Annotated in this window: 16 protein-coding genes; 5 read left to right on the top strand and 11 right to left on the bottom strand. The window is 45.2% G+C overall.

The annotated features are described in order from the left end of the window. Positions 1-28: 28 nt before the first annotated feature. The 3 genes from R7R24_RS17275 to deoC form a co-directional block, all read right to left on the bottom strand. On the bottom strand, positions 29-1,249 hold the full coding sequence (locus R7R24_RS17275; protein ID WP_017820430.1) for a phosphopentomutase: 1,221 nt from the start codon (positions 1,247-1,249) through the stop codon (positions 29-31). A 68-nt stretch (positions 1,250-1,317) separates the two neighbouring features. Continuing rightward, positions 1,318-2,646 (bottom strand): thymidine phosphorylase, encoded by a 1,329-nt coding sequence (deoA, locus tag R7R24_RS17270; protein ID WP_191115858.1) that lies wholly within the window; start codon positions 2,644-2,646, stop codon positions 1,318-1,320. A gap of 97 nt (positions 2,647-2,743) precedes the next feature. Then, complete coding sequence (gene deoC / locus R7R24_RS17265; RefSeq protein ID WP_005380133.1) at positions 2,744-3,520, bottom strand: deoxyribose-phosphate aldolase; 777 nt, start codon at positions 3,518-3,520, stop codon at positions 2,744-2,746. A 90-nt stretch (positions 3,521-3,610) separates the two neighbouring features. On the opposite strand from deoC, the gene R7R24_RS17260 reads away from it, so the two are divergent. Then, a complete protein-coding gene (locus tag R7R24_RS17260; protein WP_005391675.1) occupies positions 3,611-3,745 on the top strand; it encodes a hypothetical protein in 135 nt (44 codons plus the stop codon). Positions 3,746-4,103: 358 nt separating this feature from the next. Here R7R24_RS17260 and R7R24_RS17255 read toward each other — a convergent pair whose 3' ends face one another. The 6 genes from R7R24_RS17255 to R7R24_RS17230 all read right to left on the bottom strand — a co-directional run bounded on the left by R7R24_RS17255 (position 4,104) and on the right by R7R24_RS17230 (position 9,388). After that, the gene (locus R7R24_RS17255) at positions 4,104-5,387 is read right to left on the bottom strand and encodes a NupC/NupG family nucleoside CNT transporter (RefSeq protein ID WP_005380131.1); all 1,284 of its coding nucleotides are present in this window, start codon (positions 5,385-5,387) and stop codon (positions 4,104-4,106) included. A gap of 204 nt (positions 5,388-5,591) precedes the next feature. Continuing rightward, entirely contained in the window at positions 5,592-6,365 is a 774-nt protein-coding gene (locus R7R24_RS17250) for a TatD family hydrolase (RefSeq protein ID WP_005380129.1), read from the bottom strand. Continuing rightward, complete coding sequence (locus R7R24_RS17245; protein WP_005380125.1) at positions 6,352-6,549, bottom strand: DUF5363 family protein; 198 nt, start codon at positions 6,547-6,549, stop codon at positions 6,352-6,354. The genes R7R24_RS17250 and R7R24_RS17245 overlap by 14 nt, the downstream gene beginning before the upstream one ends. Positions 6,550-6,643: 94 nt before the next feature. After that, positions 6,644-8,233, bottom strand: coding sequence for a peptide chain release factor 3 (gene prfC, locus R7R24_RS17240; RefSeq protein WP_158156828.1), 1,590 nt, complete (start codon positions 8,231-8,233; stop codon positions 6,644-6,646). A gap of 285 nt (positions 8,234-8,518) precedes the next feature. Beyond that, positions 8,519-8,974 (bottom strand): ribosomal protein S18-alanine N-acetyltransferase, encoded by a 456-nt coding sequence (gene rimI, locus R7R24_RS17235; protein ID WP_005380122.1) that lies wholly within the window; start codon positions 8,972-8,974, stop codon positions 8,519-8,521. A 12-nt stretch (positions 8,975-8,986) separates the two neighbouring features. Continuing rightward, positions 8,987-9,388, bottom strand: coding sequence for a DNA polymerase III subunit psi (locus R7R24_RS17230; protein ID WP_054579099.1), 402 nt, complete (start codon positions 9,386-9,388; stop codon positions 8,987-8,989). Positions 9,389-9,547: 159 nt separating this feature from the next. Here R7R24_RS17230 and R7R24_RS17225 point away from each other — a divergent pair, with 159 nt between their 5' ends. After that, complete coding sequence (locus R7R24_RS17225; RefSeq protein WP_054574829.1) at positions 9,548-9,994, top strand: hypothetical protein; 447 nt, start codon at positions 9,548-9,550, stop codon at positions 9,992-9,994. 62 nt (positions 9,995-10,056) lie between these two features. On the opposite strand, the gene R7R24_RS17220 is transcribed toward R7R24_RS17225, so the two are convergent. Together R7R24_RS17220 and R7R24_RS17215 are read right to left on the bottom strand one after the other, a co-directional pair. Next, positions 10,057-10,560 (bottom strand): GNAT family N-acetyltransferase, encoded by a 504-nt coding sequence (locus R7R24_RS17220; RefSeq protein ID WP_005380119.1) that lies wholly within the window; start codon positions 10,558-10,560, stop codon positions 10,057-10,059. After that, a complete protein-coding gene (locus tag R7R24_RS17215) occupies positions 10,544-11,071 on the bottom strand; it encodes a ubiquinone anaerobic biosynthesis accessory factor UbiT (protein ID WP_054576344.1) in 528 nt (175 codons plus the stop codon). The genes R7R24_RS17220 and R7R24_RS17215 overlap by 17 nt, the downstream gene beginning before the upstream one ends. Positions 11,072-11,434: 363 nt before the next feature. Here R7R24_RS17215 and R7R24_RS17210 point away from each other — a divergent pair, with 363 nt between their 5' ends. From R7R24_RS17210 to R7R24_RS17200, 3 genes are all read left to right on the top strand, one after another. Next, positions 11,435-13,474, top strand: a complete 2,040-nt coding sequence (locus tag R7R24_RS17210; RefSeq protein WP_005380112.1) for a bifunctional diguanylate cyclase/phosphodiesterase — start codon at positions 11,435-11,437, stop codon at positions 13,472-13,474. Positions 13,475-13,607: 133 nt separating this feature from the next. Beyond that, positions 13,608-14,621: a ubiquinone anaerobic biosynthesis protein UbiU gene (locus R7R24_RS17205; protein ID WP_054579098.1), complete on the top strand. Its 1,014-nt coding sequence runs from the start codon at positions 13,608-13,610 to the stop codon at positions 14,619-14,621. A 20-nt stretch (positions 14,622-14,641) separates the two neighbouring features. Beyond that, positions 14,642-15,520 (top strand): U32 family peptidase, encoded by an 879-nt coding sequence (locus R7R24_RS17200; RefSeq protein ID WP_054579102.1) that lies wholly within the window; start codon positions 14,642-14,644, stop codon positions 15,518-15,520. Positions 15,521-15,525: the final 5 nt, after the last annotated feature.

Raw genomic sequence — 15,525 nt, 5'->3', positions numbered from 1 at the left:
AGCTCCTAGTTTTCAAAAACCTAACTAATTATAGGAAGTTCTTACCGTAATCCATTGGAGAAGTACCGAAGTAACTTGCCAATGTTTGACCGATATCTGCGAATGTTTCGCGGCGGCCAAGAGAACCAGCTGGTACTTTTTGACCATAAACCAATACTGGGATGTGCTCACGAGTATGGTCAGTACCTGGCCATGTTGGGTCACAGCCGTGGTCTGCCGTTAGGATAAGCACATCGTCTTCTTCCATAATCTCTAGCACTTCGTTGATACGACCATCGAAGTACTCAAGTGCCGCTGCGTAACCCGCTACGTCACGACGGTGACCGTAAGCTGAGTCGAAGTCTACAAAGTTAGTGAATACGATCGTGTTGTCGCCCGCTTCTTTGATTTGCTCTAGCGTTGCTTCGAACAATGCAGGGATACCTGTCGCTTTCACTTTCTTAGTGATGCCGCAGTTTGCGTAGATATCAGCAATCTTACCAATAGAAACCACGTTGCCTTGCTTCTCATCAACGAGCTTCTGAAGAACCGTTGCTGATGGTGGCTCTACAGAAAGATCACGACGGTTACCTGTACGCTCAAATTGACCTTTACCAGCACCAACGAATGGGCGCGCGATAACACGACCAATGTTGTAATCTTCTAGCTCTTCACGTGCGATTTGGCAAAGCTCTAGTAGACGGTCTAGACCGAAAGTCTCTTCGTGACATGCGATTTGGAATACAGAGTCAGCAGACGTGTAGAAGATTGGTTTGCCAGTCTTCATGTGCTCTTCACCAAGATCGTCAAGAACTTGAGTACCAGATGCGTGGCAGTTACCTAGGAAACCGTCAAGACCTGCACGCTCAAGAATGCGGTCAGTCAATTCTTTCGGGAAGCTGTTTGCTTTGTCAGTGAAGTAACCCCAGTCAAACAGAACAGGAACACCTGCGATTTCCCAGTGACCAGACGGCGTGTCTTTACCTGAAGAAAGCTCTGCTGCATGACCGTATGCACCAATGATTTCAGCGTCTGCGTCTAGTCCAGGTGCGAAGCGACCTGTCGATTCTTTATGCGCCATTGCCAAACCAAGTTTCGATAGATTTGGAAGGCGAAGTGCACCTTGGCGATTGTCGTTATCTGCTAAGCCTTTTTCACATTGGTCAGCGATGTGACCTAGTGTGTCTGAACCTACATCACCAAATTCTTTAGCGTCGGCAGTTGCACCGATACCGAATGAGTCTAGTACTAAAATAAATGCTCTTTTCATTGCTCGTTCCTTAGGCCCACTCGGCTTTTTATTATGGTTGAGTAGGCCTTGTGTAATTACTTGTTCTATTAGATATCTTCTGCACGAATTTGGCGGTAAACCTCTGGAGTTGGTGTGTATTCACCACCTACTTTGATTGCACTGCGCAGTGCTTTTGCCGCTTCTTCCCATTGCTCTTCAGTGCGAGCGTGGATGACCGCAAGAGGTTTATCACTGTCTGCGACCTCATCTAGGCGGATGAACTCGTCGAAACCAACTGCGTAGTCGATTTCATCAGTAGCAACACGACGACCACCACCCATAGCAACCACAGCCATGCCGATAGCACGTGTATCCATTGCAGAGACAATGCCCGTTTCTGTTGCGTAAACTGGCTTGATGATTTCTGCTTTTTCTAAGTAGTTGTCGTAGTTTTCTACGAAGTCCGCAGGGCCGCCTAAGCCAGCAACCATCTTGCCGAAGCACTCAGCCGCTTTGCCGTTATCCAGCACTTCCATTAGTTTTGCGCGTGCGTCTTCTGTGTTCTCAGCAAGCTTGCCAAGTACTAACATTTCAGCACATGAAGCCATGGTCACTTCAAGTAGACGAGGGTTACGGTATTCACCTGTTAAGAAACGAACCGCTTCACGAACTTCTACTGCGTTACCCGCTGAAGACGCCAATACTTGGTTCATGTCCGTAAGAATTGCCGTAGTCTTAGTGCCAGCACCGTTTGCTACCGCAACGATTGATTTTGCTAGCTCTTCAGACGCTTCGTAAGTTGGCATAAATGCACCTGAACCCACTTTTACGTCCATCACTAGCGATTCCAGACCCGCCGCCAGTTTCTTAGAAAGGATCGACGCCGTAATCAGGGAGATATTGTCTACCGTTGCGGTAATATCACGAGTCGCGTAAACACGCTTATCCGCAGGAGCAAGGTCACCAGTTTGACCGATGATCGCCACACCAGCGTCTTTGGTTACTTGACCAAAAACATCGTTGCTCGGCGTAATGTTGTAACCAGGGATAGATTCAAGTTTATCCAGCGTACCGCCTGTATGACCAAGACCGCGGCCAGAGATCATAGGTACGAAACCGCCACACGCTGCCACCATTGGGCCAAGCATTAAAGAAGTTACGTCACCCACACCACCGGTTGAGTGTTTGTCGACAATTGGACCACCGAAATTCATGTGGCTCCAGTCGATAACCATGCCCGAATCACGCATTGCACACGTTAAGGCGATGCGCTCATCCATGGTCATTTCATTAAAGAAAATCGTCATAGCAAACGCCGCAATCTGACCTTCAGATACCGTGTTGTTCGCTACGCCTTGAATAAAGAAGTTGATTTCATCGGCGGTTAGGACTTCGCCGTCACGTTTTTTACGAATGATTTCTTGTGGTAAATACATTAGTGCCTCCCAAGCTCTTTTGAGCCATGGTTGTAGTAGGATAGAAGAGGTTTGGTAGCACCCGTTTAGGTGCTACCGTTCAGACGTATTATTGGAATTAGTACGCTGTTGGATCAGCGACGTCGTCCGATACTTCTAATGTATTTAGTAGGTTGGTTAGCAGGCTAGACGCACCAAAACGGTAGTGACGAGCATCAACCCAGTTGTCACCTAGGATTTCGTCAGCCATTGCTAGGTATGCAGCTGCGTCTTCAGCAGTGCGCACACCACCTGCTGGTTTGAAACCAACAGTTTCTGCAACACCCATGTCGCGAATAACTTCAAGCATCATGCGAGCGTATTCTGGTGTTGCGTTTACTGGCACTTTACCAGTTGAAGTTTTAATGAAGTCAGCACCTGCTTCAATACAGATTTGAGATGCTTTCTTGATTAGTGCTTCTTCTTTTAGTTCACCTGTTTCGATGATCACTTTAAGAAGAATGTCACCACAAGCTTCTTTACATTGCTTAACTAGTTCGAAGCCTACTTTCTCATCACCCGCCATTAGCGCGCGGTAAGGAAAAACTACGTCAACTTCGTCTGCACCGTAAGCAACCGCCGCTTTTGTTTCAGCAACTGCGATTTCAATGTCGTCGTTACCATGTGGGAAGTTCGTTACTGTTGCAATACGAACCTCTGGCGTACCTTGCTCACGAAGTGTCTTCTTAGCAATAGGAATAAAGCGAGGGTAAATACAAATTGCAGCTGTGTTGCCTACTGCTGTTTTCGCGTCATGACATAGTGAGATCACTTTTGCATCAGTGTCATCGTCATTCAACGTAGTTAGGTCCATAAGTTTAAGTGCACGTAGCGCTGCTGCTTTTAAATCGCTCATTTCTATCTCCGATCAATATTCAAAAAATTCACTACTCAGCCTTACATCACGTCTTTAACTATAATCAACAAGTCGAGACAATGTGAGTAAATGGCTAAACAGTCTATTAATGAACGGACTTGGTTCCCTGAAGACTCGGCATATACAGCGAAAATTTATCATATGCCAATTGCTATCCTTGTCACCGCACAGTACCAGTTTGGCCTATGGCACAACAATCTATGATTGCGGTGTCTTTAATATCACATCACAAAGCAAAACGCCTATTAGATCTAATATTGCAGGGCAATTCATTTGCCCATCGATTATGTAATATTCATTACGTGATTAAGAATCAAGCTTAACCACTATCCTGTGATTAATACATTATAGAGTTTCACCGCAAAACTGTAGCACCAAATAGAGCGCAAACGGTTTGTATCTCAAAATTTCCTAGCCCCTATTCCATTGACTGCGTAATACCTCGACTAAGGCAAACACCCGATGAAATTTTGGAGCCCGAAAAACGAAAAATGCCCCGCAGCAATCTCTTGCTACAGGGCATGATGTAAAACGGCGTCTATATATTAAGAACCGATTCTAATTATAGTGCTGCAAGGCTTAAGCAGAAGCCTGCAATTGTCGCTGCCATAAGGTTAGACAACGTACCTGCAAGAACTGCTTTAACACCCATGCGAGCGATGTCACTACGACGGTTTGGTGCAAGGCTACCTAGACCACCAAGTAGAATCGCGATAGAAGAAAGGTTCGCGAAACCACATAGTGCGAATGAGATGATAGCTGTTGTCTTCTCAGACATTACTTCACCAGTTGCCGCGATTACTTGAGCGTTTTCACCTAGGTATGGTGTGAAGTTCAAGTAAGCAACGAATTCGTTCACTACGATTTTCTGACCGATGAATGAACCAGCTGTTACAGCTTCTGCCCATGGAACACCGATTAGGAATGCTAGTGGAGAGAACGCGTAACCTAGAATTAGCTCTAGTGTTAGTTCTGGCATGCCGAACCAACCACCGATGCCACCTAGCATACCGTTGATTAGCGCGATTAGACCAACGAATGCGATTAGCATTGCACCTACGTTAAGCGCAAGTTGTAGACCAGAAGCCGCACCGCCCGCAGCTGCGTCGATTACGTTAACTGGTTTGTCGTCACCGCCGTCCATCGCTTCTTCGATACTTTCGTGAGGCTGGTCAGTCTCTGGGTGAAGGATTTTAGCGAACAGTAGACCACCTGGTGCTGCCATGAATGATGCCGCAACTAGGTACTCTAGTGGAACACCCATAGATGCGTAACCAGCTAGCACACCACCAGCAACAGAAGCTAGACCACCACACATTACCGCGAATAGCTCTGATTGAGTCATTTTTGGAACGAATGGACGAACAACTAGAGGTGCCTCAGTTTGACCTACGAAAATGTTAGCTGCTGCTGACATTGATTCCGCACGCGAAGTGCCTAGCGCTTTTTGTAGTGCGCCACCAAGAATCTTGATAACCCATTGCATAACGCCAATGTAGTAAAGAACTGAAATCAGTGCAGAGAAGAAGATCAGTGTAGGAAGAACACGGAATGCGAAGATGAAACCGCCGCCGCCGAATACTTCGAACATCTTGTCAGAAACAAGACCACCGAATAGGAATGATGAACCATCGTTACCGTAGTTGATAACGTTAGAAACACCTGAAGAGAAACCGTTTAGTAGATCACGGCCCCAAGGTACATACAGAACAAATGCACCTAATGCGAATTGGATAGCGAATGCGCCACCCACAGTTCTAAAGTTGATAGCTTTTCGGTTGTTAGAAAATGCCACTGCAATCGCAAGAAGCACTACCATACCGATTAGGCTCATAAACAGGCTCATAGTTTATGACTTCCTTATAAGTTATTTATTGGCGTGTTACAAAATGGAGCTATAAAGCGGGGGCAATTATACTCATGCAGAATCAATTAAAGTAATGCCAGCCTCACACTTTCCTATAAGATTCATGATTGATTCAACCAGCTTTGTGAGTTAATTCACAATAAGCAGGAAAACGTTTTCGATTTCAAACCACATCTTTAGATTTTATTCACATATCGAGAAAGCAAAATTGCTATTTTTCCACAGTTGAGAGGCAATCGATTGCTTTCGGCCGTTATGCAACTCTACGAGCTCATTAAAGACGTGAATGAGTTTGGCTGGGTGATTTGACTCCCCTTGATATCCAAGTATAGGCATATCTGGTGCGTCTGTTTCGATTACTAGGTTTTCGAGTGGTAATTTTTGAATTGCGTCGCGTGTTTTCTTGGCTCTTGGGTAGGTAATCGTTCCTCCTACACCGATAAAAAAACCTAATTTGACCCACTCCATGGCTTGCTGATAACTCCCAGAAAAAGCGTGTAGCACACCACCTCTAGGGAGATTCGCCGCTTTCACCATTTGAATGAGGCGATTGTGCGCTTTTCGGCTATGTAAAATAACTGGGAGTTCGAAGCGTCTAGCCAGCTCAAATTGAACTTCAAGTATCTTTTCTTGCAACTGTGGATCAACATCAATGGCAAAATCTAAACCACACTCTCCTATTGCCACGCACTGCTGCCCTTTTTGATTTAGATAGCCTTCTAGCTCTGTAAGGTGCTGCTCAACGTTATCTTCAAGAAAATACGGATGAAAGCCGAGCGCATAATACAAATTGGCATGTTGCTCTGCCAAAGTTTGAATACGAGCCCAGTTTTGCGGACCGACGGAAGGAATCAAAATTCTTGCGACGCCTTGCGTTTGAGCAAGCTCAAGTTGATGTGCAAAGTCATCTTGAAACACATCAAAATCAAAGTGGCAGTGCGTATCAAAGAGCTTCATCTTGACGCTTTTTATCTGTATCTGCGGGCAGAAAATCAGAGGATGGTTGGGCTTCACTCTTCTCTTCAGTTTGATGGGCTGGGTCTTTTCGATATGGGACACAACTGCGTTTCTGATCGGGAGTTAACCCCATCTCTTTACACCAGTTGTCGTAACGCTTTAGCCCACGTTTAAACCAATTCATATCTTATCCTTATATAAAAACGCCCTTGGCTAAGTTTATAGCCAAGGGCGTTTTAAAATCTAGTTTGCGTTAAGGCTTACCCTAACCGTGCAAATTAGTGCTCACGCGTCGCACGGAAATCAACGTCAGGGAAACGCTCTTTCGCCAAGTTTAAGTTAACTATTGTTGGAGCGATATACGTTAGGTTATCACCACCATCCAATGCTAAGTTCGCTTGATTCTTGCGTTGGAACTCATCCAGTTTCTTCGCATCACCACACTCAACCCAACGAGCAGTTGCAACGTTAATGCCTTCATAAATCGCTTCAACGTTATACTCAGATTTCAAACGAGCCACAACAACATCGAACTGAAGTACACCAACGGCACCAACGATCAGATCGTTGTTCTGTAGAGGACGGAATACCTGTACCGCACCTTCTTCTGATAGCTGAACCAAACCTTTGAGAAGCTGCTTCTGCTTTAATGGATCTTTCAGGCGAATACGACGGAATAGTTCCGGAGCGAAGTTCGGAATACCAGAGAACTTCAGTGATTCACCTTGCGTAAAGGTATCACCAATCTGAATAGTGCCGTGGTTGTGTAGACCAATGATGTCACCGGCGTAAGCGTGTTCTGCACGTGCACGGTCACCAGCCATAAAGGTTACTGCATCAGAGATACTCACTTGCTTGCCAAGACGAACGTGGTTCATCTTCATACCTTGCGTGTAAGTGCCCGATACAATACGCATGAATGCGATACGGTCGCGGTGTTTTGGGTCCATATTCGCTTGGATCTTAAATACGAAACCAGAGAACTTCTCTTCAGTCGCTTCAACTTCACGTTCAACCGCTTGACGAGTTTTCGGCGCTGGAGCCCATTCAGTTAGACCGTCTAGCATATGATCCACACCAAAGTTACCTAATGCAGTACCGAAGTAAACTGGCGTCAGGTCACCTGTTAAGAACATTTCCAAATCAAACTCAGGGCAAGCACCCATGACAAGCTCAAGCTCTTCTCGAACACTTTCCGCAAGGCCTGCACCAACTTTTTCATCAAGCTCTGGGTTATCGAGACCTTTGATGATTCGAACTTCTTGAATCTCATGACCGTGACCTGATTCGTATAAAATCGTTTCATCACGGTGAATGTGGTAAACACCTTTAAACTCTTTACCACAGCCGATTGGCCATGTGATTGGCGCACACATCATGCCCAATTCGTTTTCTACTTCATCCAATACTTCCATTGGATCACGAACGTCACGGTCAAGTTTGTTCATGAAGGTTACGATTGGCGTGTCACGTAGACGTGTAACTTCCATTAGTTTACGAGTACGGTCCTCAACACCTTTCGCTGCATCGATAACCATCAGACATGAGTCAACTGCCGTTAGAGTACGGTAAGTATCTTCCGAGAAGTCTTCGTGTCCAGGCGTATCAAGTAGGTTTACCAGACAATCGTTGTAAGGGAACTGCATTACAGAAGTAGTAACCGAGATACCACGTTCCTTTTCCATTTCCATCCAGTCTGATTTTGCGTGCTGTGCGTTACCACGACCTTTAACCGTACCTGCTTTTTGGATCGCGTTTCCGAATAACAGTACTTTTTCAGTAATGGTGGTTTTACCCGCATCCGGGTGAGAAATAATAGCGAACGTTCTGCGCTTAGACACTTCGCCTAAAAAAAGGGGATTTGACATTAGTTAATCTTCTAAATTACTTTCATGCTCACAAAATAGGCAAGCATATCTACTATTCGATATTGTGCGGTATTCTCGCTTATTATCGCTGTGCTAGCAAACTGGAAAGACATGAACTGAATTTACTCGGCTCACCAGCCTTTACCTGCAACTAACAAGGGAAAGCCAGCTCCACACAAAGAGATGTAAAAATTCAAAAAATTATTATTACATATTCAAAAGCCTCGAATCCGGATACGCATTTAAAGCATAAGTGTTGATGAGGTAATTAGTAACGGCCTAAAACTAACTCAAAAATAAGTAACTCATGATAATGGCGTCTTCCTTACCATTTCCCGATTTAGCTGGGTAATAGTTGTAACGACGGTCCACTTCATTAAAACCTGCTTGCTCATAAATATGGATAGCTGGGTGATTACTTTCACGCACTTCTAACCAAGCACTCTCTGCTTTGGCTTGTTCACAGTATTCAATAAACGCGTCCAGCAATTTTTGCCCTAGCCCTCTGCCCTGTTGAGAAGGCGCTACTGCAATATTTAATAGTGTCACTTCTCCAACAATATTCTGTCCATAGAAGTAACCAACCACTTGAGAGCCTTCCAGCATCACATGATGGCAAGCACCGCGACTGGATAAGTCACGAACCAAAGATTCGGCCCAAGGGTGAGAATGTGCTTGCTGCTCGATTTGCCAAACTTGGTCGAGGTGCTCTGCACGCATCGGCGTAATTTCAATTGTCACGCATTAGCTCCGTTAAGAAGAGTACGAACAGATTTGTTGCCACAATGCGCGGCGCTGTTCGTTATTACCATCAATATCTTGTAATAGTGGCGAGGTCAGGTGCTTTGCCTTGATGCTTTGATCAGCCTCACAGCCTGCAAACCACACCCACTCTAGCTGATGTTCACCCAGCATGGATAAGCGCTCAGGCTCTAGGTGTAGCGCATCATCAAGCGTGAGCTTAATGCTTTTTAATACGCGCTCAAACATCAATGCCATCTCGTTTTCTGGACATATTGGCGATACCAATAGGAGTTTACATGAACTTTGCAAATCCAATAATGGCGATTGATAGCCTTCCAGTCTTTCAGGGTGTACCAGCTCCCATGTGCTGATCCCCATTTCACGTAAATACTGTTTCTCGTTAATTGACATTTTCCGTCACCTATTTGAACGAGGGCAATCCTATCAAATTATCGCGATTATACCTAAAGGACTTCAAGGAACACCTGAACACAATGAGATGATTTGGATATTCCTGAACATAGCGTTTTGCCAACGGCCACACATTGGGTATGACATATGAGGTACATTATGAAATTCTTAAATACGCTACTACTTTGCACACTGGTAGCCGCCACCAGCGTGAGTGTTTTTGCTAATAACAGCGATGAGTGGGAGCTGATTGCAACGAAAACCGTTAACTTTCATACAGAAACAGATACCGTGACACCAAATAGCCTATTCCGAAACCGAAGCTTCAGTAAAATAAAACTAAAATGTGTGCAAGGAACGGTAGACATGAATGGTTTAAAAGTCGTCATGACAGATGGTAGTGAGAAAAAGCTTTCCTCTATGGGCGTACTAACAAGCGGATTGTCGACTCGTGCCTGGAGCCTTCCAGGTACAAAAGAAGCCAAGCTAAAACAGATTGAAATGACTTACAGTAGTTGGGGAAGCACAAAACTCAGCCTGCTAGGGGTAAGTAAAAAAGCGAAAATAGAGGTCTGGGGCAAAAAGAAAAGTAACCAGTCATCCTAACCTCCCTATCTCAGTTTTCAGTGAATAAGAAAGAAGCCCACTTAGTCGTGGGCTTCTTTCATTTACAGTTCAGAGAACTCTGGCGCATAGTCTATGCGTCCGGAGCGTCCAGCACATTGACCTTCGACCAACTCTGCGACTCGAAATGCACCTTTAGGGACATCCCAAGCACATTCAAAGCCCATCTCGTCGCATGATTGAAAACCCTGGCGCGCGTAATAATCAGGATCGCCCAACACCACACACACTGGGTAGCCAAAATCACGCAGTGAATCAAAACCCTCTTTGATCAACTCTGCAGCGATGCCTTGGCGACGGTAATCTTCATGAACAGCTAATGGCGCTAGCCCTTGCCATGACAAATCTTCACCATTTAAGGTCACAGGGCTAAATAAAGCATGGCCTATCACCTCTCCCTCATCTGTACACGCGACTAAGGAAAGCGTGAATTTGCTGTTTTCGCGCAAACGCATCACAAGCTCAGCTTCAGCTTCCGTTGGGAAGGCGTGTTTCAATAAGCGGTCAATGGTAAGAATGTCCGCAGGGGCTTCAGTTCGAATAAGCATTCGCTACTCCGGTTGGTTGTGCAGACGCTTGAACTCCTTTCTGAACAAAATCAGCCAATTGATTCAAAGCGACTTGCATTGCTTTCGGTAACTGCTCTAAGTCGACACTGTCCATTAAGTTTTTCACTTCTAAGCCAAGCTCAGTATCACCTTCAATTGAAAGGCGACGTTGGAAGAACAGTGTGTCAGGGTCTTCTTTACGACCAGCAATCAGTACTAGGTCGTTTAGATTACCACTAAAACTCACATCTTCCTGAACTGGTTTTTCAGCTACCACCAATTTTTCGTCTTGATAGCTGATGTACCATGCTAAGTTCAAGTCTTTAATCGCAACTTTTAACCACTTGTCTTCAAGGAACTCAAAGTCACCATCTTCCAAGGCTTCTTTAAACACCATTTTTAGCCCTTCTAGCAACGCTTTTTGCTGAATTGGCTGTGGTAATAACTGGACTGGAGAACGCAAAATATTAGCTGCGTTCTTTACTAGTTGACTGCGAATCTTGTTTAACACGTTCATTATCCGTTACTTTGTCATTAGGTTGCTTATATTAAGCAATCGTGGCGATGAGATTACTGTTATGTATCAATAAAGTGCTTATTTTAGATTGGTGGTTTATTGCTCACTAACGCTTCTTTTTTTGAACTTACGTGTATTATTGATGCGAACAGGTGGATAAACACTTTTACAACCGTATTTTCAAAGTTATAGTTATCTGAGCGTATCCATGTGATTGTCGACTGCACAGCTAAAACCGCGAGCCCTTTAATGGCAAGTAACACTTTGGCTTGGTGGTAGATCGCCGCAGGCTTATCAGGGTGTCGCTTTTTATACACGGACGAATAATCTGGCTCATTGGAGATCGGTAATACCCTAATGCCTTCCCAGCAATTAAAACATTGGTTTGCCACGCTAACCTCAAATAGCCCTTTCTTCTTTGCCATTCTTGATAAAAAACACAATTATCGAATGGTAAGTGACCGTTACTGCGATATCGCAGGTTTAAGTCATGAGGAAATCGTCGGCTTAAACGATTGCCAAGTGCTGGGTGAACAGTTTTATAAGAAGCTTGCACCATACTATCAGCGCGCGTTCAAAGGGGCACATGTCGAAGCCGAAATCACGCTCGATGAAACCGACCTTGAAACCAGTCTTCACTTTAGTCTTTCGCCAGTTTTTGAAGGTAACGACATTCGCTTTGTTGTTTTTCACGCTGTCGATACTTCAGAAAAGCAGATACTCGTTCGCTCCTTAGAAGAGTCCGAAAGTAAGTTTGCGAAGTTAACACAACTGCTACCAGACGGCTTACTGCTTATCGAAGATGATATTGTCATCTCTGCGAACCCCGCATCAGCGCGCCTTCTCGGACTTAACTCTCCTCATGAATTGTTGGGCGAAGAGCTAAGTCGTTTATTCATCGATGAAAACAGTAAAAAGGTATTTAGTCATCGATTGAGTACATTAATTTCTGACAAACCTTTTGTATGCTTAACCAGTGCAAGATGCGGCTTTGAACGGAAAGTTCAGCTACACGCGGATTCCACGGCGATATTAGGTAGCGAATCTCAAATTATCCTAATCCAAGATGCTGATGATGCGCCCAAAAACCTGTCTTCTGCATCGAATGAAGACATACACATTGACTCGCTCACCAAACTCTACAACCGCTTTGGCTTCACCAAACGTTTGGAACAGCTGATCAAAAAGCAAACACCGCTTCTGGTGTTCTATTTGGATATCGATAACTTCAAAAACATTAATGACTCACTTGGTCACCATATTGGCGATAAAGTGATTCAAGAGGTATCGGCCCGTCTTAAACGGTTACTGCCAAACCAAGCGATTATTGGTCATTTGGGTGGCGATGAGTTTGGCGTCATTCTGCCGGAGCCAGAAAACACCCGCATGGCTGAAATTTTGTCCGATCGCATTATCTCGTTGATCAACCAACCTTTCGACTTGCACCACTTCAGTAAACGCCTTGCGTGTTCAATTGGTAGCGTTCGATACCCTGAAGACGGACAAGATGCGCGAATCCTACTACAAAATGCCGATACTGCGATGTATGAAGCCAAAGATCGTGGTAGAAATCGTCTGATCAAATTTAACGATCAAATGAACAAAGAAGCGCGTATGCGTTTGTGGCTTGAAATTGAACTGCAAAAAGCATTGCAGCAGAACGGTTTGGAAGTGTGGTATCAACCTAAGGTTAACGCGCGAGACTTCAGTATCAACGGCGCAGAAGCGCTCGTTCGTTGGAAGCATCCAGTCGAAGGGTACATTAGTCCTGGCTCATTCATTCCTGTCGCCGAGCGCGCTGGGTTAATAGAACACCTTGGACGTGTCGTGATGCGTGATGTTTTCAATACGGTAAAACGTTGGAAGCAACAAGGCATACTGCCAGGCCGTGTCGCCATCAACCTCTCTCCCGAGCAATTTGGCAACCCACAGCTGATCGACTTTATGGAAAAGCTGCTTCGCACTACCGAGCTTGATCCAAGCTGCATTACCTTCGAGCTAACCGAAAGTGCCGTGATGAGTGATAGCGAACATACACTGCAAATGTTGAATGCGATTAAAAAGCTTGGCTTCGCTCTCTCTATCGATGACTTTGGTACCGGCTACTCTTCTCTTTCCTACTTAGCGCGTTTTCCTATTGACGAGCTAAAAATCGACCGCGCTTTTATTAATGATATCGACACACTACCGAAACAAGTCACTGTGATTGAAAACATCATTAATCTGGGTAAGTCGCTCGACTTAACTGTCGTTGCCGAGGGGGTGGAAACCCACCAGCAAGCGACCCTGCTCTCTAACCTTCAATGTAATGCGATTCAAGGATTCCATTTTTATCGCCCGCAGCCAAAACATGAAATTGAAGAGCTGTTTGTACAGAATCGTCGTCACAAGAACTAACCCCGACCCGATACCCTTACTCGCAAGGGGTAAATATCGACTTTATTGAGCTAAACCTAACTTAGGTCAATTTCGCTATTCATAATTCTTCATAAAATGCGGACACCTTTTTATTCTCAATGATTGTGAGCATATGGAACTCTTGTGTCCCGCGGGTAACCTGCCCGCGTTAAAAACTGCGATTGATTGCGGTGCCGATGCCGTCTACATTGGTTTCAAAGATGATACCAACGCCCGTCACTTTGCTGGCCTCAACTTTAACGGCAAGAAATTAGAAAAAGCGGTGCAATACGTTCATGACCGCAATAAAAAAATTCATGTCGCGTTGAATACCTTCGCTCATCCCAATGGCTTCGAGCGCTGGACGAACGCAGTAGACAATGCAGCGGCACTGGGTGTAGATGCGCTGATTGTTGCAGACATTGCAGTGCTGGAGTACGCGGCTCGCAAATATCCCGATCTGGAACTACACCTTTCAGTGCAAGCATCAGCGACCAACGTCGCAGCCATTGATTTTTACAAACAAAACTTCAACGTAAAACGGGTAGTATTACCTCGCGTTTTATCGATTCATCAGGTCAAACAGCTTTCACGCAACATCACTAGCGATGTCGAGTTAGAAGTCTTTGCTTTTGGTAGCCTTTGCATCATGTCTGAAGGTCGCTGCTACCTATCGTCATATATGACAGGCGAGTCTCCAAACACTGTGGGAGCATGCTCTCCAGCTAAGTACGTTCGCTGGCAAGAAACAGAAAATGGTCTGGAATCCCGCCTTAACGACATTTTGATCGATCGCTACAGCGCCGGTGAAAATGCGGGCTACCCTACCTTGTGTAAAGGTCGTTTCGAAGCAGAAATCGAAGGCGAGAAAAAACGCTACCACGCACTGGAAGAACCAACCAGTTTGAACACCCTCTCTATGCTGCCAGAACTATTTGCTGCAAATGTGGCGTCTGTAAAAATTGAAGGTCGCCAACGTAGCCCAGCTTACGTAGAACAAGTCACTCGAACATGGCGAGCCGCGATTGACAGTTACCAAGCAAACCCAGAAGCTTATCAAGTCGAAGCGGCTTGGGATGCCGCATTGGCAAACGTGTCTGAAGGTACGCAGACCACACTTGGTGCTTATCACCGCAAATGGCAGTAGAGGTTAAGATGGATAATTCAATGAAATACGCGCTTGGCCCGCTGTTGTACTTCTGGCCAAAACAAGACATCGAAGCGTTTTATGAACAAGCGAAATCAAGATCCGCGGACATCATCTATCTTGGGGAAACCGTATGTTCAAAACGTCGAGAAATGAAGCCTTCGCATTGGCTTGAAATCGCAAAAGAGCTGTCTGCATCTGGCAAGCAAGTGGTGCTATCAACGATGGCACTACTAGAAGCTCCGAGTGAAGTAAACATAATGAAGAAGTACATCGACAACGGTGACTTCGCGATTGAAGCAAATGACGTATCTGCTGTTCAATTGGCATCAGAGCATACAGTGCCTTTCGTCGTTGGCCCTGCAATCAATACTTATAACGCACACACGCTCAACTTATTTTTGAAGCAAGGTATGATGCGTTGGTGCATGCCTGTCGAGCTCTCTCGCGAATGGTTAAACGATACTTTAGTTCAGTGTGACGAGCTGGGTATTCGTAACAAGTTTGAAGTTGAGGTATTTAGCCACGGTTATTTACCTTTAGCGTATTCCGCTCGCTGTTTCACAGCCCGAGCTGAAAACCGAGCGAAAGACGATTGCGAAACCTGCTGTATCAAATACCCTACGGGAATCCAGGTCAGTAGCCAAGAAGGGCAAGAAGTCTTTAACCTTAACGGCATTCAAACACAATCAGGGTATTGTTATAACCTGATCAATGACTTACCAAGTATGCAAGGCCTGGTTGATGTGGTCCGATTAAGCCCTCTCGGTGTGAGTACACTTTCTGAGTTAGAGCATTTTCGCTCAAACGAGCACGGCGACAACCCTGAAAAACTTGAAAGCCGCCAATGCAATGGCTATTGGCATCAGCTAGCTGGCTTAGAAGTAAAAAACATTTAGCTCCC

This window comes from Vibrio sp. 704 (assembly GCF_033339295.1).
The sequence above is the reverse complement of the archived record's forward strand: the minus strand, read 5'-3'. Positions and strand labels throughout refer to the sequence as shown.

What these genes read in the sequence shown, in the direction of transcription:
- R7R24_RS17275 (WP_017820430.1), bottom strand. Translation starts at nt 1,249, where the DNA reads ATGAAAAGAGCATTTATTTTAGTACTAGACTCATTCGGTATCGGTGCA.
- deoA (WP_191115858.1), bottom strand. Translation starts at nt 2,646, where the DNA reads ATGTATTTACCACAAGAAATCATTCGTAAAAAACGTGACGGCGAAGTC.
- deoC (WP_005380133.1), bottom strand. Translation starts at nt 3,520, where the DNA reads ATGAGCGATTTAAAAGCAGCAGCGCTACGTGCACTTAAACTTATGGAC.
- R7R24_RS17260 (WP_005391675.1), top strand. Translation starts at nt 3,611, where the DNA reads ATGGCTAAACAGTCTATTAATGAACGGACTTGGTTCCCTGAAGACTCG.
- R7R24_RS17255 (WP_005380131.1), bottom strand. Translation starts at nt 5,387, where the DNA reads ATGAGCCTGTTTATGAGCCTAATCGGTATGGTAGTGCTTCTTGCGATT.
- R7R24_RS17250 (WP_005380129.1), bottom strand. Translation starts at nt 6,365, where the DNA reads ATGAAGCTCTTTGATACGCACTGCCACTTTGATTTTGATGTGTTTCAA.
- R7R24_RS17245 (WP_005380125.1), bottom strand. Translation starts at nt 6,549, where the DNA reads ATGAATTGGTTTAAACGTGGGCTAAAGCGTTACGACAACTGGTGTAAA.
- prfC (WP_158156828.1), bottom strand. Translation starts at nt 8,233, where the DNA reads ATGTCAAATCCCCTTTTTTTAGGCGAAGTGTCTAAGCGCAGAACGTTC.
- R7R24_RS17230 (WP_054579099.1), bottom strand. Translation starts at nt 9,388, where the DNA reads ATGTCAATTAACGAGAAACAGTATTTACGTGAAATGGGGATCAGCACA.
- R7R24_RS17225 (WP_054574829.1), top strand. Translation starts at nt 9,548, where the DNA reads ATGAAATTCTTAAATACGCTACTACTTTGCACACTGGTAGCCGCCACC.
- R7R24_RS17220 (WP_005380119.1), bottom strand. Translation starts at nt 10,560, where the DNA reads ATGCTTATTCGAACTGAAGCCCCTGCGGACATTCTTACCATTGACCGC.
- R7R24_RS17210 (WP_005380112.1), top strand. Translation starts at nt 11,435, where the DNA reads ATGCCTTCCCAGCAATTAAAACATTGGTTTGCCACGCTAACCTCAAAT.
- R7R24_RS17205 (WP_054579098.1), top strand. Translation starts at nt 13,608, where the DNA reads ATGGAACTCTTGTGTCCCGCGGGTAACCTGCCCGCGTTAAAAACTGCG.
- R7R24_RS17200 (WP_054579102.1), top strand. Translation starts at nt 14,642, where the DNA reads ATGAAATACGCGCTTGGCCCGCTGTTGTACTTCTGGCCAAAACAAGAC.